The following is a 16,143-nucleotide window of genomic DNA, read 5'->3' on the forward strand; positions in this document are numbered from 1 at the left end:
GAGGGACGCACATGCCCGACAGTAAACGGATCGCCGAGCTCCGCCCGTCCTACCAGGAGGAGCTGGCCCGTGGCACGGCCCGCTTCTTCCTGCCGGCGCGCACCGACTGCCCGTGGTGCCTGGGCACGGACCCGCGCCGCAAGTTCCGTACCACCGACCTCATCCAGGGCAAGCCCGGCCGGTTCGTCCTCGACGAGTGCCGGGGCTGCGGGCACGTCTTCCAGAACCCGCGCCTCAGCCAGGAGGGCCTGGACTTCTACTACCGGGACTTCTACGACGGCCTCGGCGCGGAGACCACCGCCAAGATGTTCGAGGGCAACGGCAGCAAGAAGCGGTTCCGGCGCAGCGCCCGGGCGCTGCGCCGGGTCGCCCTGCCCGGCCGGTGGCTGGACGTCGGCACCTCGCTCGGCCACTTCTGCGCCACCGCCAAGGAGGTGCTGCCCGACACCGAGTTCGACGGTCTCGACATGGGCGAGGGCGTCGAACTCGCGGCGAAGGAGGGCCGTGTCAAGGAGGCCTACCGGGGCCTCTTCGTGGAGCTGGCCGAGGAGATGGCGGGCCGCTACGACGCCGTCAGCATGTTCCACTACCTGGAGCACACCCTCGACCCGCACCGCGAACTCGCCGCCGCGCACACGGCGTTGGCCCCCGGCGGGCATCTGCTGATCGAGGTCCCCGACCCCGAGTCGCTGTCGGGGCGCCTCCTCGGCCGGCGCTGGCTGCCCTGGTTCCAGCCCCAGCACCTCAACATGGTCCCGATGGGCAACCTGTGCCGGCGGCTGACCGAACTGGGCTTCACCGTCGAGGTGGCCGAGCGGCGCGACGCCCACATCCCCGCGGACCTGGTGTGCGCGACCTGGTTCCTGTTCGACCGGCTGCTGCCGCGCGACGACGCGCCCTGGCTGCCGCGCCGCCCCGGCCGGGCCTCCCGGGCCGTCCGGTTCACGCTGGTGTGGGCGGCGCTGCCGGTGCTGATCGCGGTGTACGGGCTGGACCAGCTGCTCAACCCGCTGGTGCGCCGGACCCGGTTCTCCAACGCGTACCGGGTGATCGCCCGCCGCGACGGGTGAACGCGCCGGTCACCCGCCGGACAGCACCTCGGAGAGGTCGTAGCGGACCGGTTCCTCCAGCTGGGTGTACGTACAGCTGTCGGGGGACCGGTCCGGGCGCCAGCGGCGGAACTGGGCGGTGTGCCGGAAGCGGTCGCCCTCCATGTGGTCGTAGGCCACCTCGCACACCCGCTCCGGCCGCAGTGCCACCCACGACAGGTCCTTCTTGCCGGTCCAGCGGCTCTGCGCGCCCGGCAGCCGGGCGCCCTCGTGGGCGGCCTCGTCCAGCCAGGCCGCCCAGGGGTGCCCGCCGCCCACCGGGTCGTCCATCAGGAGCGGCGCCAGTTCCTCCACCAGCTCGGCCCGCCGTTTCATCGGGAAGGCCGCGCAGACGCCGACGTGCTGGAGGGCGCCGGCGCCGTCGTGCAGGCCGAGCAGGAGCGATCCCACGATCGGGCCGCTCTTGTGGAAGCGGTAGCCCGCCACCACCGCGTCGGCCGTGCGCTCGTGCTTGATCTTGTACATCAGCCGGGCGTCCGGGCGGTAGCGCAGATCGAGCGGCTTGGCCACCACCCCGTCGAGCCCGGCGCCCTCGTACCGCTCGAACCACTCCTGGGCCTCCTCGGCGTCCGTGGTGGCGGGCGCCAGGTGCACCGGCGCCGTGACGCCCTCCAGGGCCTTCGTCAGGGCCGCCCGGCGCTCGCTCAGCGGGGTGTCGAGCAGCGAGGCGTCGTCGAGCGCCAGCAGGTCGAAGGCGACGAAGCTGGCCGGGGTCCGCTCGGCCAGCAGGTTCACCCGGGAGGCGGCCGGGTGGATGCGCTCGGTGAGCCGGTCGAAGTCGAGGCGGCCCTCGTGGACGATGACGATCTCGCCGTCCACCACACAGCGCCGCGGCAGCCGCTCCTTGAGGGCCTGGGCGAGCTCGGGGAAGTAGCGGGTCAGCGGCTTGCCGTTGCGGCTGCCGATGACGATCTCGTCGCCGTCGCGGTGCACGATCGCCCGGAAGCCGTCCCACTTCGCCTCGTACTGCATCCCGGGCGGGATCCTGGCGACCGACTTGGCGAGCATCGGCTTCAGGGGCGGCATCACCGGCAGATCCATACCGTCGATTCTCACCGGACTGTGCCGATATGCGCCATTTGCGGCTCGCGCCTACCGTGGCCTGCATGGGCACGAGCAAGGGCGAGGCCGTCGAGCTGGACGTGGCCGGACGGGCCGTCCGGCTGTCCAACCCCCACAAGGTGTACTTCCCGGAGCACGGCTACACCAAGCTGGACGTGGCCACGTACTACCTGGCCGTCGCCGACGGGATCACCCGCGCCCTGCGCGACCGCCCGACCACCCTGGAGCGCTACCCCGACGGCGTCGACGGCGAGTCCTTCTTCCAGAAGCGGGCCCCCAAGAACCTGCCCGAGTGGATCCCCACCGCCCGGATCTCCTTCCCCAGCGGCCGCCACGCCGACGAGATCTGCCCGGCCGGGCCCGCCGCCGTCCTGTGGGCCGCCAACCTGGGCTGCCTCACCTTCCACCCGTGGCCGGTGCGGCGCGAGGCCACCGACCACCCGGACGAACTCCGCATCGACCTGGACCCCCAGCCCGGCACCGACTTCGACGACGCGGTCCCGGTCGCCCACGAACTGCGCGCCCTGCTGGAGGAGTCGGGCATCAGGGGCTGGCCCAAGACCTCCGGCGGCCGGGGCATCCACGTCTTCGTCCCCATCGAGCCGCGCTGGACCTTCACCGAGGTGCGCCGCTGCGCCATCGCCATCGGACGCGAGCTGGAGCGGCGCATGGCGGGGAAGGTCACCACCGCGTGGTGGAAGGAGGAGCGCGGCGAGCGGATCTTCGTCGACTACAACCAGACGGCCCGCGACCGCACCATCGCCTCCGCCTACTCGGTCCGCCCCAAGCCGCACGCCCCGGTCTCCGCACCCCTGCGCTGGGACGAGCTCGACGACGTGCACCCCCAGGACTTCGACCTGAAGACCATGCCCGCGCGGTACGCCGAGGTGGGAGACGTCCACGCGGACATGGAGGACCACGCCTTCGGGCTGGAGCCGCTGCTCGAACTCGCCGCCCGCGACGAGCACGAACACCGGCTCGGCGACATGCCGTACCCGCCGGACTACCCCAAGATGCCGGGGGAGCCCAAGCGGGTGCAGCCGAGCCGCGCCAAGAAGGAGGAGTCCTAGGCAGAGATCGTCCTAGAGCTCCTTGATCCGGATGTCGCGGTACGAGACGACGTCCGTCGCACTGTGCACCTGGAGCCCGATGTAGCCCGCGTCGAAGCGGCGCCCGTCCGTGCCGGGGTCGTCGCTCCTGGGCGGGGTGAACACCTGCCCGCCGGTGTTGTCGAACTCGTTGATCAGCACACCGTTGCGCAGCACCGAGTAGTGCTGGCCGACCACCCTGATCTCGTAGTCGTTCCAGGTGCCCTTCGGGGTGACGCCCGCACCGGCCAGACCCACCCGGTCGAAGCCGTACACGGAACCCGTCTTGTACATGTCGCCGTCGGGCCGGTCGAGCACCTGCACCTCGTGGCCGTACTTGATGGCGACCCACTCGGGGCGCGGCTCCCCTGGGTGGTCGTGGACCCAGGGGAAGCGCACGAACACCCCGCTGTTGGCGTTGCCGGTGCCCGGGGCGTCGTCCCGCCAGCGCAGCTTCAGCGAGAAGTCCTCGTAGGTGCGCTGCGGGAACCACAGCATGCCGAGGCCGTCCCTGGAGGTGCCGCTGGTCATCGAGCCGTCGGCGCTGAGCGCGAAGGAACCGCCGCCCACCTGCTGCCACTTGGCGAAGGACTTCGCCGTCCCGTCGAACAGGTCGCGGTAGCCGGTGTGCCGCCCCGGCGCGCCGCCGCCCTCCGCCACGGTGAACGCGATCCGCGCGGCCGGCGAGGTGTTGCCCGCCTTGTCCGTCGCCCGGTAGCGCACGGCGTGGCTGCCGAGCTCATGGACCATGAAGGCCGTGGTGTAGGGCTGCCAGGCGCCGTCGGCCAGGGCGTACTCGATGCGGTCGACGCCCGAGCCCGCGTCGCTCGCGCTCAGGGTGACCGTGGCCGTCCCCAGGTAGGCCCCGTCCGCTTTCCGGTCGCCGTCGACCTTCGCCGCCGTCTCGGGAGCGGTGATGTCGTCGCCCGCCGTCCAGGTGAGGACCTGGTCGGTCGCGACGGCCCGGTGGGCGGCCGGTGTTCCCCGCGCCCCGGCCGGGCTCACTCCGACGACCAGCAGCAGCGCGCCGAGGACAGCGGCCCAGAGCCCCTTGCGATGTGCGCTCACCGGGCCGCCCTCCTCGCCAGTGCGGAGGCGGCCGGTGTCTCGGCGCCGCCCCGGTAGGTGATGTGCCACAGCGCCGACTTGGCGTCCGAGGTGAAGAAGCCGCGCCCGTAGTCGAGGACGTACAGCGAGCCGTCCGGGGCGAACTTCCAGTCCATCAGGTTGCGGATGCCGTCCGCGCCCACCGGGATGATCTTCTTCAGTGACTCGGCGTGTACGGGAAGCCCGCCCCTGCCGACGGTCCTGGGGTCGGTGAGGACCGCGTGGCGCGGCTGCTCGCCGTCGTAGAAGTCGCCCACGAACCACTTGCCGTCCCAGTACGCGGGCCAGGCGCCGGAACCGGCCGAGGCGGCGTCGTACCGGTAGACGGGACCGTTCATGGTCGCCTGCCCGCCGCCCTTGAGCCACGGCAGCAGCAGCTTCTGCTCACTGGTCCGGTAGCTCGGCACACCGGCCGCGTCGCGCGGATAGTCGGGGCCGCCGCCCTGCGGCGAGTACCAGATGGTGTTGCCGGTGACGGGCGGCAGGTTGACCAGGCCGTCGTTGTTGGGCGACTCGTTCCGGGGGTGGTCGCAGTCGTACCAGCCCAGCGGCTTGGTGGGGTCGGGCAGATTTCGGTCGCGATAGGGCTGCTTGTTGCCCATGCAGTACGGCCAGCCGTGGTTGCCCGCGCGGGTGATGGCCGCGAAGGTGTCGTACTTGGCCGGGCCCCAGGTCGTCGACGGCTCCCCGGCGTCCGGGCCGACCCAGCCCGCGTACAGGATGTCGGTCGACTTGTCGACGAAGATGCGTGCCGGGTTGCGTACACCCATCACATAGATCTCGCCCCGTGTCTTTCCGCCGCCCTCGTCCGGCTCCTGTCCGGTGAAGAGGTTGCCCGCCGGGAGCGTGTACGTGCCGTCGGGCTCGGGGTGGATCCGCAGGATCTTGCCGTTGAGGTTGTGGGTGTTCCCGGCGGTGCGGCGGGCGTCCGCGAAGGAGAGGCCCTTGTAGGCGGGCTCGGGGTTGTTGCCCGAGTAGCCGTCGCTGAACCGCGAGGAGTTGTTGTCGCCGGTGGCGATGTAGAGGTTGCCCCGGGAGTCCCAGGTCATCCCGCCGCCCGCGTGGCAGCAGCTGTGGAGCTGGACGGGCCAGCTGAGCAGCACCTTCTCACTGGCCAGGTCGAGCTTGTCGGTGGTCAGGTCCAGGGTGAAGCGGGAGACGCGGCGCTCGCCCGTCCGGGTGTCGCGGTTGACGCGCGCGTGCGGGGTGTAGTGCAGATACACCCAGCCGTTCCGCTCGAACGCCGGGTCGAGCTCGATGCCGACCAGCCCCTCCTCGGCCTTGACCAGTTCGTCGCCGCCGCCCTTGTTGCCGAAGACCGTGAGCGCGCCCGCGAGGGTGACCTTGCCGGTCCTCGGGTCGTAGACGTGGATCTGGCCCTGGCCCTTGCCGACGTCGGGGCTGTTCCAGTCGGTGACGACCGGGGCGCTCGCGTCGCCGCCGCCCCGGCCGATGTAGAGCACGCGCCCGTCGGGCGCGACCGCCAGACCGTGCGGCTCGCCGATCTGGTCGGACTGCCCCGGCTGGTTGGGCCTGGTGACGCGCTCCGCCGTGTAGTTGGCGTCGATGGTGGCCTTGCAGTCCGCGCGGGAGAGGCGGGTGGTCCACTGGAGGGCGCCGCGCAGATGGGCGCGGAAGTCGGTCTCGTCGAAGGAGGAGGCCGTGCCGCCCATGGCGGTGTAGAAGGAACGGCCGCCGTCGTAGTCGCGGCACCAGGAGACCGGGTGGTCCCAGCCGTTGGCGCCCTCGCCCGGCTTGTACGTCAGCTCGCGCACCCGGGCCACCGTGTGCACCTGGCCGGACGGGTTCTTGGCCCAGTTGAACCAGCGGTCCGGGCGCTTCCACTCCAGCGGGAGCGCGGCGGTGGCCGGATGGCGACGGTCGCCCACCTCGACCACGGCCCGCTGGACGTCGGCCGGGCTCTTCGCGGGCCGGGCGCCGACAAGACCGGTGAACCAGTCCGAGTACGGCTCGGTGAGCCGGTAGCGCGCGGTCCGTACGTCCTGCTCCAGGAAGCCCGCCCCGACGAGGGTGCGGGCCAGCCGGTGCGCGGTGGAGACGGGTAACCCGAGCCGCCGGGAGAGATCGGACGCGCTGAGGTCGGGGCCGTTGTCGTGGAAGGAGTGCAGCACCTCCAGGGCGCGCTGCACGGCCTGCGCGCCGGTCGGTGTGCGCACCGCGGTTGCCTCGGTCATATCGGCTCCCTGCCGGTTCGTGATCGACGAAGGGCTCCACACTACGGCCGGGTGTTCTGGTCGCTCAGGGCAACGGCGAAGGCGGCCGGAACCGCTTGGGCCGGTGTGGTCGGTGGCCGGTGCGGGCGTGCGGGAGGCAGCGGACGGTACGCCGACGGGGGAGTGGCCGGTCAGCGGTAATCGGCCAAAGATCGCGCGCGGGGAGGAGAGCGCTTGACGCGGGCGGCGGGGGACGTTCAACGATCATTGACCGGACGTTGATCCGGCCGGTCCAGCATGGATGGCATGTCGATCAACACCACCATCGCCGGGCAGGAACTCGCCTGGCAGGAGACCGCATTGTGCGCCCAGGCGGGGCCCGAGTTCTTCTTCCCCGCGCCCGGCAGCTCGACGCGGGAGGCCAAACAGCTCTGCGGCAGTTGCGAGGGGCGCCAGGCCTGCCTGGAGTACGCGCTGGCGAACGACGAGCGGTTCGGCGTCTGGGGCGGCCTCTCCGAGCAGGAGAGACTCCAGCTCCAGCGCAGCCGCGAGCTCCGCCGCGGCCGGGCCTGAGGAAGACCGAGCCACGAACCCGGCCGCCTCAGGAACGGCCGGGTTCCGCCGGCGGACGCGCGTGCCCGTTTCGGGGGCGGGCCGCGCGTCCGCGCTCCGGGTCCACCCCCGCGGATCCGGTCGCCTTAGGCACGGGGTGCCGGGGACGCCCTGGCACGTCCGGCCCCGGCCGGTCATGCTGGGCGCGGTGGAGGACCCAACGTCACGGCCTGGGGGGCATGTTGAGGACAGCGGGCGGCACGGCGGAGCGCACATACGACTACATCGTGGTGGGAGCGGGCTCGGCGGGCTGTGTGCTCGCGGCGCGGCTCTCCGAGGACCCCGGCGTCAAGGTCGCGCTCGTCGAGTCGGGACCGCGTGACCGCAAGCCCGAGATCCGTATCCCCGCCGCCTTCCCCAAGCTCTTCAAGACCTCGTACGACTGGGACTTCACCACCGCGAAGCAGGAGGCGCTGGGCGGGCGCGAGCTCTACTGGCCGCGCGGCCACACCCTCGGCGGCTCCTCGTCCATCAACGCCATGATGTGGGTCCGCGGCCACCGCGCCGACTACGACGCGTGGGGCGAGGCGGCCGGGCCCGAGTGGGCGTACGACCAGTTCGTCCGGTACTTCCGCAAGGCCGAGCGCTGGACGGGCCCGACGCCCCGGGACTCGGTGTACGGCACGGAAGGGCCGCTGTGGATCTCGCCGCTGCGCGACCCCAGCCCGCTCACCCTCGCCTTCCTCGCCGCCTGCCACGACCGCGGTCTCACCGGGCTCAGGGAGCTCAACGGCCCGGACCACTCCGGGTACGCGACGACTCCCGTGAACCAGCGCAAGGGGCGCCGGTGGAGCGCCGCCGACGGCTACCTCAAACCGGCCGCCAACCGCCCCAATCTGGATGTCCTCACCCACACCAGGGTGCGCGGGCTGGAGTTCGAGGGGAACAGGGTCACCGGAGTCCTCACCCAGGGCGCCCCGGGCACCCTCACCGCCCGCCGCGAGGTCGTCCTCAGCGCGGGCGCCATCGGCTCGCCGCATCTGCTGATGCTCTCCGGGATCGGCGATCCGGACCGGCTGAGGGAGGCCGGGGTCGAGGTCAAGGTGGCGTCGCCGGACGTCGGCCGCCACCTCCAGGACCATCTCTCCTACGCGGTGACCGTGCGCTGCCCCCGGCCCGTCACGCTCACCGGCGCGGACACGCTCCCCAACCTCGGCCGCTTCCTGCTGCGCGGCCGGGGCCCGCTGACCTCCAACCTCGGGGAGGCCGTCGCCTTCGTGCGCACCCGGCCCGACCTGCCCGCGCCCGACATCGAGCTGGTCTTCGCCCCGGCGCCGTTCGTCGACCACGGGCTCACCGCGCCCACCGAGCACGGCCTCACCATCGGGGTGGTCCTGCTCCAGCCCGACGGGAGGGGCCGTATCGACCTCGGCGGGACGGCCGCCACCACGCCGCCGCGGATCGACCCCGGCTATCTCACCGCGGAGGACGATCTGCGCCGGCTGATGGTGGGGGTGCGCCGCGCGGAGCAGCTGCTGGCGACCCCCGCCCTGGCCGAGCACACATCAGGGCCGCTGGCGCCCTATCCGGGTGTCGTGGACGACGAGGCGCTCGCGGCGGCGGTGCGCGGCTCGGCCGAGACGCTGTACCACCCGGTGGGCACCTGCCGGATGGGCGGCGACGAGGGCTCGGTCACCGACCCCCGGCTGCGGGTGCGCGGCACCGAGGGCCTGAGGGTGGTCGACGCCTCCGTCATGCCGCGCATCACACGTGGCCACACGCACGCCCCGACCGTCGCCCTCGCCGAGAAGGCGGCGGAGCTGATCCGGGAGGACGCGCGATAGCCGTCGGGCGTGCGGGAGGGTGCGCGGCAGCCGTCGGGCGTGCGGTGACCGTCAGGCCTTGCCGCGGGCCAGCAGCCGGGCCTTGCGGGCGGCGAGCTTCTCGTCGAACTTGCTCGCCTCCGAGTCCAGGCCGCCCATGTACAGGCCGAGTTCCTCCTGCGCCTGGAGACCCTCCGGGCCGAGCCCGTCGATCTCCATGACCTTCAGGAAGCGCAGCACCGGCTGGAGCACGTCGTCGTGGTGGATGCGCAGGTTGTAGATCTCGCCGATCGCCATCTGCGCGGCGGCCCGCTCGAAGCCGGGCATGCCGTGGCCGGGCATCCGGAAGCCGACGACCACATCGCGTACCGCCTGCATGGTCAGATCGGGGGCGAGCTCGAAGGCCGCGCCGAGCAGATTGCGGTAGAAGACCATGTGCAGGTTCTCGTCGGTCGCGATCCGCGCCAGCATGCGGTCGCAGACCGGGTCGCCCGACTGGTGGCCGGTGTTGCGGTGCGAGATGCGGGTGGCCAGCTCCTGGAAGGCCACGTACGCCACCGAGTGGAGCATCGAGTGCCGGTTGTCGGACTCGAAGCCCTCCGCCATGTGCGCCATCCGGAACTGCTCCAGCTTGTCCGGGTCCACCGCGCGCGAGGCGAGCAGGTAGTCGCGCATCACGATGCCGTGCCGGCCCTCCTCGGCGGTCCAGCGGTGCACCCAGGTGCCCCAGGCGCCGTCGCGGCCGAAGAGGGAGGCGATCTCGTGGTGGTAGCTGGGCAGGTTGTCCTCGGTGAGGAGGTTCACGACGAGCGCGATCCTGCCTATGTCCGTGACCTTGGACTGCTGCGGCTCCCAGGCCTCGCCGTCCTCGAAGAGGCCGGGGAAGTTGCGCGCGTCCGACCACGGCACGTAGTCGTGCGGCATCCAGTCCTTGGCGACCTTGAGGTGCCGGTTGAGCTCCTTCTCGACCACTTCCTCCAGCGCGTACAGCAGTCGGGCGTCGGTCCACGCGTCCGCACTGCCGAGGTGGGGAGAGGTGATCGTCACGAGGGTGCTCCAGGGGGACGGGGAGGGGGGACGGGCTACCTACGGCTACGTAGGTTACGAGACCGTAGGTTAAGCGCGCAGTAAGCCCCAGCCAAGTCCCGTCCTCCCTCCAGTCCACTACTCTCCGTTATTCTCCCAGGTCAAGGTGGGTTACGGAGAGACAAGTCGGACATCCTCAGCTACCCTCCCGCACCTCCTCGGCCGTGGTGTCGCGCAGTGCGCCGTCGAGCAGCAGCCAGCGGGTGATCCCGATCGACTCCAGGAACGGCACGTCGTGGCTCGCCACGATCAGCGCCCCCTCGAAGGCGGCCAGCGCGTCGGTCAGCCGCCGTACGCTCGCCATGTCCAGGTTGTTCGTCGGCTCGTCCAGCATCAGCAGCTGCGGCGCCGGCTCGGCGAGCAGCAGGGCGGCGAGCGAGGCCCGGAAGCGCTCGCCCCCCGAGAGGGTGTCCGCCAAGCGGTCGGCGCGGGCCCCCTTGAACAGGAAGCGGGCGAGCCGCGCCCGGATCGCGTTCGCGGTGGCGCCCGGCGCGTACCGCGCCACGTTCGCCACCACGCTCAGCTCGTCGTCCAGTACGTCGAGGCGCTGCGGCAGGAACCGCAGCGGCACCAGGGCCTCCGCCTCGCCCGCCGCCGGGGCGAGCTGCCCGGCGAGCGCGCGCAGCAGGGTCGTCTTGCCGGCCCCGTTGCGGCCGACGAGGGCGATCCGCTCCGGCCCGTGGATGTCCAGACTGCCCAACGCCCGCTCCGCGTAGGGCAGCCGGAGGTCACGCAGGGTCAGCACGCCCCGGCCCGGATGGACCTTGGTGTACGGGAGCTCCACGCGGATCTCGTCGTCGTCCCGGACCGCGTCGACGGCTTCGTTCAGCCGGTCCCGGGCCTGGGCGAGGCGCTCGGTCTGGAGGATGCGGTGCTTTCCGGCCGACACCTGGGCCTCGCTCCGGCGGCCGTTGGCGACGATCTTCGGCACCCGCTTGTTCTCATAGCTCTTCTGGGCGAACCGCTGGCGCCGCGCCAACTTGACGTGGGCGTCGGTGAGTTCGCGCTTCTGCCGCTGGACATCGGCCTCGGCGGTCCGCACCATCCGCTCGGCCGCCTCCTGCTCCACGGCCAGTGCCTCCTCGTACGCCGAGAAGTTGCCCCCGTACCAGGAGACCTCGCCGTCGCGCAGATCCGCGATCTGGTCGACCCGGTCGAGGAGTTCGCGGTCGTGGCTCACCACGACCATCACCCCGGGCCAGGCGGCGACGGCGTCGTGGAGGCGCCGACGGGCCCGCAGGTCCAGGTTGTTGGTCGGCTCGTCGAGCAGCAGGACGTCCGGGCGGCGCAGCAGCAGCGCGGCCAGGCGCAGCAGCACCGACTCGCCGCCGGAGAGCTCTCCGATGGTCCGGTCGAGACCGACGGCGTCGAGGCCGAGTTGTCCGAGCGCGGCCAGGGCCCGCTCCTCCACGTCCCAGTCGTCGCCGACCGCCGTGAAGTGCTCCTCGCGGGTGTCGCCCGCCTCGATGGCGTGCAGCGCGGCCCGCACCCGGTCGATGCCGAGGGCCTCGTCGACCCGCATCGCGGTGGCCAGGGTCAGGTTCTGCGGCAGATAGCCGATCTCGCCCGCCGTGGTGACGCGGCCGTCGGTGGGGGTGAGTTCACCGGCGAGCAGCCGCAACAGCGTGGACTTTCCGGAGCCGTTGAGACCGATCAGACCGGTGCGGCCGGGGCCGACGGCCAGCTGGAAGCCGTCGAACACCGAGGTGCCGTCGGGCCAGGCGAAGGAGAGGCCGGAGCAGCCGATGTGCGTCGAGGACGCGGAGTAAGTAGACATACATGTCTCCCTGTTGCGGGGAAGGGCGGGGGCAACGGGAACTGAGACACCGGTGTCAGGGCAGCAGGAGAGAAGAAAAGAGGCCCTGGTCGTGGAGGACGGCTCGGAGGCAGGTCACACCGCGCGCGCGACACGGAAGGGAGTGCGCGAAACGGTGTCTCAGGTGCCTCAGACGAGCAACGTCCTACTCCGATCGACGACAACAGGGCCGAGAAGAACGTACGACGGGGCGCGGGCCGGGTGCAAACGATTTACGGCCCGGGACGATCCGCGCCGTCGCGGGTGCGGGTCAGCAGGCGTCGCGGAGCAGGGCGGTGAGGTCCCCGTCGAGGTCCAGGTAGTGGTGCTCGTGGCCGGGGGGCACCATCAGCTGGGTGCGCTTGAGGAAGCGGCGCAGCTCGGAGGTGCGGATGTGCACCATCGCGGTCCCCTCCGGGGCGTGGAACTCCACGACCGTGCGGTCGAACCCGTACGGCCGGACCCGCACGTCGCCCATCCCCGCCGAGGTGTCCACCCCGCTCTCCAGGAGTTCGCGCGAGAACGCCCAGCAGACCTCCACCCCTTCGAGGGTGGCGGGTGCGGGGAAGACCATCCGCACGGCGAAGGGGTCCTCGCGGTCGTAGCTCAGCGTCGCGGGGACGGTCTGGACCCGGGGGTCGGACGCGATCAGGCGGGCCTCGACGGCTTGCTCGATGACAGTGGACAAGGCCCTGTTCCCCTAACCTCACGACCGGGTACTTCTCTTGCTGCTGCTCACGAAGACGGCAGAAAACACGGTTCCGTGCACATGAGCCGGGGGTGAGCTGTGTCACCTGATCGCTACGTGTGCGTCACTTTCCGGTGTGTCACCGCTCGGCTTCACGCGGTACTCAACGGGATCCGGATTGATGTCGATACGGTCGAATTTCGCCCTCTGGACGGCCCTCGCGGGGTCGGCTAGCTTCCAGCGCCATGAAGCCCATGGGGAAGACGAGACGCATGCTGTCGGTGGGGCTGGGCGGGGTGGCGCTGGCGGCCGCGCTGACCGCACCGGCCCAGGCGCACGGCCACGACGACACGGGCCCGGCGCCGGCCTGGCAGCAGACGACGACCGGTACGGACGCCCGGTTCCGCGGGCTCGCGGCGGTCAGCCGGAGCACCGCGTGGGTGGCCGGCACGAAAGGCACGGTGCTGCGGACCTCCGACGGCGGGCGCACCTGGCGCGATGTGTCGCCTCCGGGCGCGGGCGGGCTGGAGTTCCGGGACGTGGAGGCCTTCGACGGACGGCGGGCCGTGGTGCTCGCCATCGGCGAGGGCGAGGCGTCCCGGGTCTATCGGACCGAGGACGGCGGCGCCACCTGGAAGGAGTCGTTCCGCAACCCGGACCCCAAGGCGTTCTACGACTGCCTCACCTTCTTCGACCACCGCCACGGCCTGGCCGTGAGCGACCCGGTCGACGGGAAGTACCGCGTCCTGTCCACCGCCGACGGCGGCCGCTCCTGGAAGGTGCTGCCGAACGCGGGCATGCCCGAGGCGCAGCCCGGCGAGGCCTCCTTCGCGGCGAGCGGCCAGTGCCTGGTGAGCTCCGGGGCGCACGACGTGTGGCTCGCCACCGGCGGCGCCGCCACCGCGCGCGTCCTGCACTCCGCCGACCGCGGCCTGACCTGGACGGCGAGCACCTCGACGATCCCGGCCGGTGACCCGGCGCGCGGCGTCTTCGGGCTCGCCTTCCGCGACCGTACGCACGGGATCGCGGTCGGCGGCGACTACCGGGCCGGGCAGCTCTCGCCCCGGGCGGCCGAGGTCACCGGGAACGGCGGCCGCAGCTGGTCCCCCGCGGCGGCCCCGGTCGCCGCCTACCGCTCCGGCGTCGCCTGGCTGCCGCACAGCCGGTCGGCCGCGCTCGCGGTGGGCCCCACCGGCACCGACGCGACCACCGACGGCGGCCGCACCTGGCACACCGTCGACACCGGCTCGTACGACACCGTGGACTGCGCCCCCGACCTCGGCTGCTGGGCGGCGGGGGAGAAGGGCAGGGTGGCGCGGCTCGCGCGCAGGCCCTAGCGGGCGGGCAACTCCTGCCGGTACGGGGCGAGTCCGGGGGCGACCTTCGTCGCGAAGAACTCGGTGATCCGGTACGCGCAGACGCCGTGGACGCTGAAGGGGTCGGTCGCCGTGATCCGCTCGATCTCCGCGCGGTCGTCCCCGACGGCCAGGATGATCCCGCCCTCGCGGGGCTCCTTGCGCCCGGAGGCGATGAACACCCCGGCCTCGTACTGCCCGTTCAGCCAGGCGACATGCGCGTCGAGCAGCTCGTCGACGCGGGAGAGGGGAGCCGTGTAGCTCAGGTCGAGTATGAACATGATCGTCAGGCTACTCCGGGCAGCCCCTAGGCTGAGGGAATGGCGACGCTCACAGAGATCCCCGAGGGCTGGCCCGTCGACGAGGCCGGGGCGCTGGCCGTGCAGGACGAACTGCGCGGCCGCGTCGAGCTCGACGAGCCCGGCCCGCCGCCCGGCACCGGTCTCGTCACGGGCGTGGACGTGGCCTACGACGACGAGCGGGACGTCGTCGCGGCGGCCGCCGTCGTCCTGGACGCCGCCACCCTGAAGGTCGTCGAGGAGTCCACCGCCGTCGGCCGCGTCGCCTTCCCGTACGTACCGGGGCTGCTCGCCTTCCGGGAGATCCCCACGGTCCTGGCGGCCCTCGGCGCGCTGCGAGCCGACCCCGGCCTGGTGGTCTGCGACGGCTACGGGCTCGCCCACCCGCGCCGCTTCGGCCTCGCCTCCCACCTCGGCGTCCTCACCGGGCTCCCGGTGATCGGCGTCGCCAAGAACCCGTTCACCTTCGCCTACGAGCAGCCCGGCGCCGGGCGTGGTGCGGCCTCGGCGCTGGTGGACGGGCAGGGCGAGGAGGTCGGCCGGGCGCTGCGCACCCAGCGAGGCGTCAAGCCGGTGTTCGTCTCCGTCGGGCACCGGGTGAGCCTGGACAACGCCTGCGCCCACACCCTGCGGCTGAGCCCGCGCTACCGCCTTCCGGAGTCGACCCGGCGCGCGGACGCGCTGTGCCGCGAGGCACTGCGCACCGCGCTCCGGCCCGTATGACCCCCTCCTAGCGGGCGTCTGCCACGCGGAAGCGGATGCCCGCCTTCTGGATCCGGTCCAGCAGGGCGTCGCCCATCGCCGTGACCGTCGTCAACTGTCCCGACAGATCGGGCAGTTCGTCGAGGGCGAGGCTCAGGGCCCCCTCGGCGAGGATCTTCGCGGTCTCGCCGTACCCCGGGTCGCCGCCCGAGACCTCGGTGAACACCCGGCGCCCGCCGCCCTCGCCGACGAAGCGCAGCGAGAACCAGCTCCGGTCGCGGCGCTCCTGGTCGGGGCCGCTGCCCGGCTCGTAACGGTTGATCAGCCACCGCCGCGCGGCGGGCAGCTGGGCCACGCCGAGCGCCGCGCCCGCTCCGGCCACCGCGCCCAGGGCCATCGGCAGCCGCCGCACCGCCGCGAAGTGGCGGTAGCGGAAGTCGGGGCCGTAGCGGGCGCTCGCGGCGGCCGAGCGGGCCACCACCATCGGGTCCAGGACCGGCAGGGGCAGCGCCCAGGCGCCCGTCTCCCGGCTGAAGTGCGGTGCGCCCAGCGGGGCGCGGGCCCGGCGCCCGACCAGCCGGGGCTCGTGCAGCCGCCGCTCCCGGGCCGCCCTGAGCTGCTGCGGGCCGCGCCCCATCGCGGTGATCGCGGAGGCCAGGGTGCCGCCGGAGAACATCGCGTTCGAGCGCACGAAGCCGTCCACGCTCAGCGGCACACCCTCGGGGAGCTGCTTGACCGTGTAGTACACGCCCAGGTCGCACGGCACCGAGTCGAAGCCGCAGGCGTGCACCAGGCGCGCGCCGGTCTCCCGGGCCCGCGCGTCATGGCGTACGTACGTCGTGTCCACGAACTCCGGCTCGCCGGTCAGATCGAGGTAGTCGGTCCCCGCCTCGGCGCACGCGGCGACCAGGCCCTCGCCGTACCAGACGTACGGGCCGACCGTGGTGACCACGACCCGCGCGGACCCGGCGAGCGCGCGCAGGGACTCGGGGTCGGCGGAGTCCGCCGTGATCAGGGGGAGCGAGGCGCACGCCGGGTCGATGGCGGCCAGCTTCTCGCGCAGCGCCTCCAGCTTGGCGGCCGACCGCCCCGCGATCGCCCAGTGGCACCCCTGGGGCGCGTGCGCGGCCAGATACTCCGCCGTGAGCGTGCCCACGAACCCCGTGGCCCCGAACAGCACGATGTCGTACGGCCTGGCCGCCCGCCGCGCCCGCTGCTCCGCCGACCGCTCCGACCGCTTCACAGTGTTGCCCTCCGCATCTGCACCGGTCGCGCTCCCGCGCCGTTGTCGGTGGCTGAGGCT

General features: G+C 72.5%; 13 protein-coding genes and 1 pseudogene. 6 read left to right on the forward strand and 8 right to left on the reverse strand.

From position 1 onward, the window contains the following. The first annotated feature begins 11 nt into the window (after window positions 1-11). Window positions 12-1,070, forward strand: a complete 1,059-nt coding sequence (locus tag A8W25_RS28280) for a class I SAM-dependent methyltransferase (RefSeq protein ID WP_067166581.1) — start codon at window positions 12-14, stop codon at window positions 1,068-1,070. 9 nt (window positions 1,071-1,079) lie between these two features. On the opposite strand, the gene A8W25_RS28285 is transcribed toward A8W25_RS28280, so the two are convergent. Continuing rightward, a complete protein-coding gene (locus A8W25_RS28285; RefSeq protein WP_067166583.1) occupies window positions 1,080-2,150 on the reverse strand; it encodes an ATP-dependent DNA ligase in 1,071 nt (356 codons plus the stop codon). Between the two features lie 65 nt (window positions 2,151-2,215). On the opposite strand from A8W25_RS28285, the gene ligD reads away from it, so the two are divergent. Further along, window positions 2,216-3,241 carry a non-homologous end-joining DNA ligase gene (ligD, locus tag A8W25_RS28290; RefSeq protein ID WP_067166586.1) on the forward strand — a complete coding sequence of 342 codons (1,026 nt, stop codon included), beginning with the start codon at window positions 2,216-2,218 and terminating at the stop codon, window positions 3,239-3,241. A 12-nt stretch (window positions 3,242-3,253) separates the two neighbouring features. On the opposite strand, the pseudogene A8W25_RS28295 reads toward ligD, so the two are convergent. Further along, a pseudogene (locus A8W25_RS28295) lies at window positions 3,254-4,309 on the reverse strand (family 16 glycoside hydrolase); the annotation flags it as partial. A 14-nt stretch (window positions 4,310-4,323) separates the two neighbouring features. Continuing rightward, a complete protein-coding gene (locus tag A8W25_RS28300) occupies window positions 4,324-6,561 on the reverse strand; it encodes a ThuA domain-containing protein (RefSeq protein WP_079126450.1) in 2,238 nt (745 codons plus the stop codon). Window positions 6,562-6,846: 285 nt separating this feature from the next. Between A8W25_RS28300 and A8W25_RS28305 the strand changes: the two genes are divergently transcribed. Further along, window positions 6,847-7,113 carry a WhiB family transcriptional regulator gene (locus tag A8W25_RS28305; RefSeq protein ID WP_067167353.1) on the forward strand — a complete coding sequence of 89 codons (267 nt, stop codon included), beginning with the start codon at window positions 6,847-6,849 and terminating at the stop codon, window positions 7,111-7,113. Window positions 7,114-7,331: 218 nt separating this feature from the next. Then, window positions 7,332-8,936: a GMC family oxidoreductase gene (locus A8W25_RS28310; protein ID WP_067166590.1), complete on the forward strand. Its 1,605-nt coding sequence runs from the start codon at window positions 7,332-7,334 to the stop codon at window positions 8,934-8,936. A 51-nt stretch (window positions 8,937-8,987) separates the two neighbouring features. Here A8W25_RS28310 and A8W25_RS28315 read toward each other — a convergent pair whose 3' ends face one another. From A8W25_RS28315 to A8W25_RS28325, 3 genes are all read right to left on the reverse strand, one after another. Continuing rightward, entirely contained in the window at window positions 8,988-9,962 is a 975-nt protein-coding gene (locus A8W25_RS28315) for an acyl-ACP desaturase (protein WP_067166592.1), read from the reverse strand. A gap of 175 nt (window positions 9,963-10,137) precedes the next feature. Beyond that, window positions 10,138-11,778, reverse strand: coding sequence for an ABC-F family ATP-binding cassette domain-containing protein (locus A8W25_RS28320; protein ID WP_107470808.1), 1,641 nt, complete (start codon window positions 11,776-11,778; stop codon window positions 10,138-10,140). Between the two features lie 289 nt (window positions 11,779-12,067). Beyond that, on the reverse strand, window positions 12,068-12,484 hold the full coding sequence (locus A8W25_RS28325; protein WP_067166594.1) for an SsgA family sporulation/cell division regulator: 417 nt from the start codon (window positions 12,482-12,484) through the stop codon (window positions 12,068-12,070). Window positions 12,485-12,729: 245 nt separating this feature from the next. Here A8W25_RS28325 and A8W25_RS28330 point away from each other — a divergent pair, with 245 nt between their 5' ends. After that, window positions 12,730-13,821 (forward strand): oxidoreductase, encoded by a 1,092-nt coding sequence (locus A8W25_RS28330; RefSeq protein WP_079126451.1) that lies wholly within the window; start codon window positions 12,730-12,732, stop codon window positions 13,819-13,821. On the opposite strand, the gene A8W25_RS28335 is transcribed toward A8W25_RS28330, so the two are convergent. Beyond that, entirely contained in the window at window positions 13,818-14,120 is a 303-nt protein-coding gene (locus tag A8W25_RS28335; protein ID WP_067166599.1) for a YciI family protein, read from the reverse strand. The two genes, A8W25_RS28330 and A8W25_RS28335, sit on opposite strands and share 4 nt — an antisense overlap. 39 nt (window positions 14,121-14,159) lie before the next feature. Here A8W25_RS28335 and A8W25_RS28340 point away from each other — a divergent pair, with 39 nt between their 5' ends. Next, a complete protein-coding gene (locus tag A8W25_RS28340; RefSeq protein WP_067166601.1) occupies window positions 14,160-14,861 on the forward strand; it encodes an endonuclease V in 702 nt (233 codons plus the stop codon). A gap of 7 nt (window positions 14,862-14,868) precedes the next feature. Here the strand turns inward: A8W25_RS28340 and A8W25_RS28345 are convergent, their stop codons facing one another. After that, complete coding sequence (locus A8W25_RS28345) at window positions 14,869-16,083, reverse strand: saccharopine dehydrogenase family protein (RefSeq protein ID WP_067166602.1); 1,215 nt, start codon at window positions 16,081-16,083, stop codon at window positions 14,869-14,871. Window positions 16,084-16,143: the final 60 nt, after the last annotated feature.

Source organism: Streptomyces sp. ERV7 (assembly GCF_001653515.1).
In the GTDB taxonomy this organism is placed as follows: domain Bacteria; phylum Actinomycetota; class Actinomycetes; order Streptomycetales; family Streptomycetaceae; genus Streptomyces.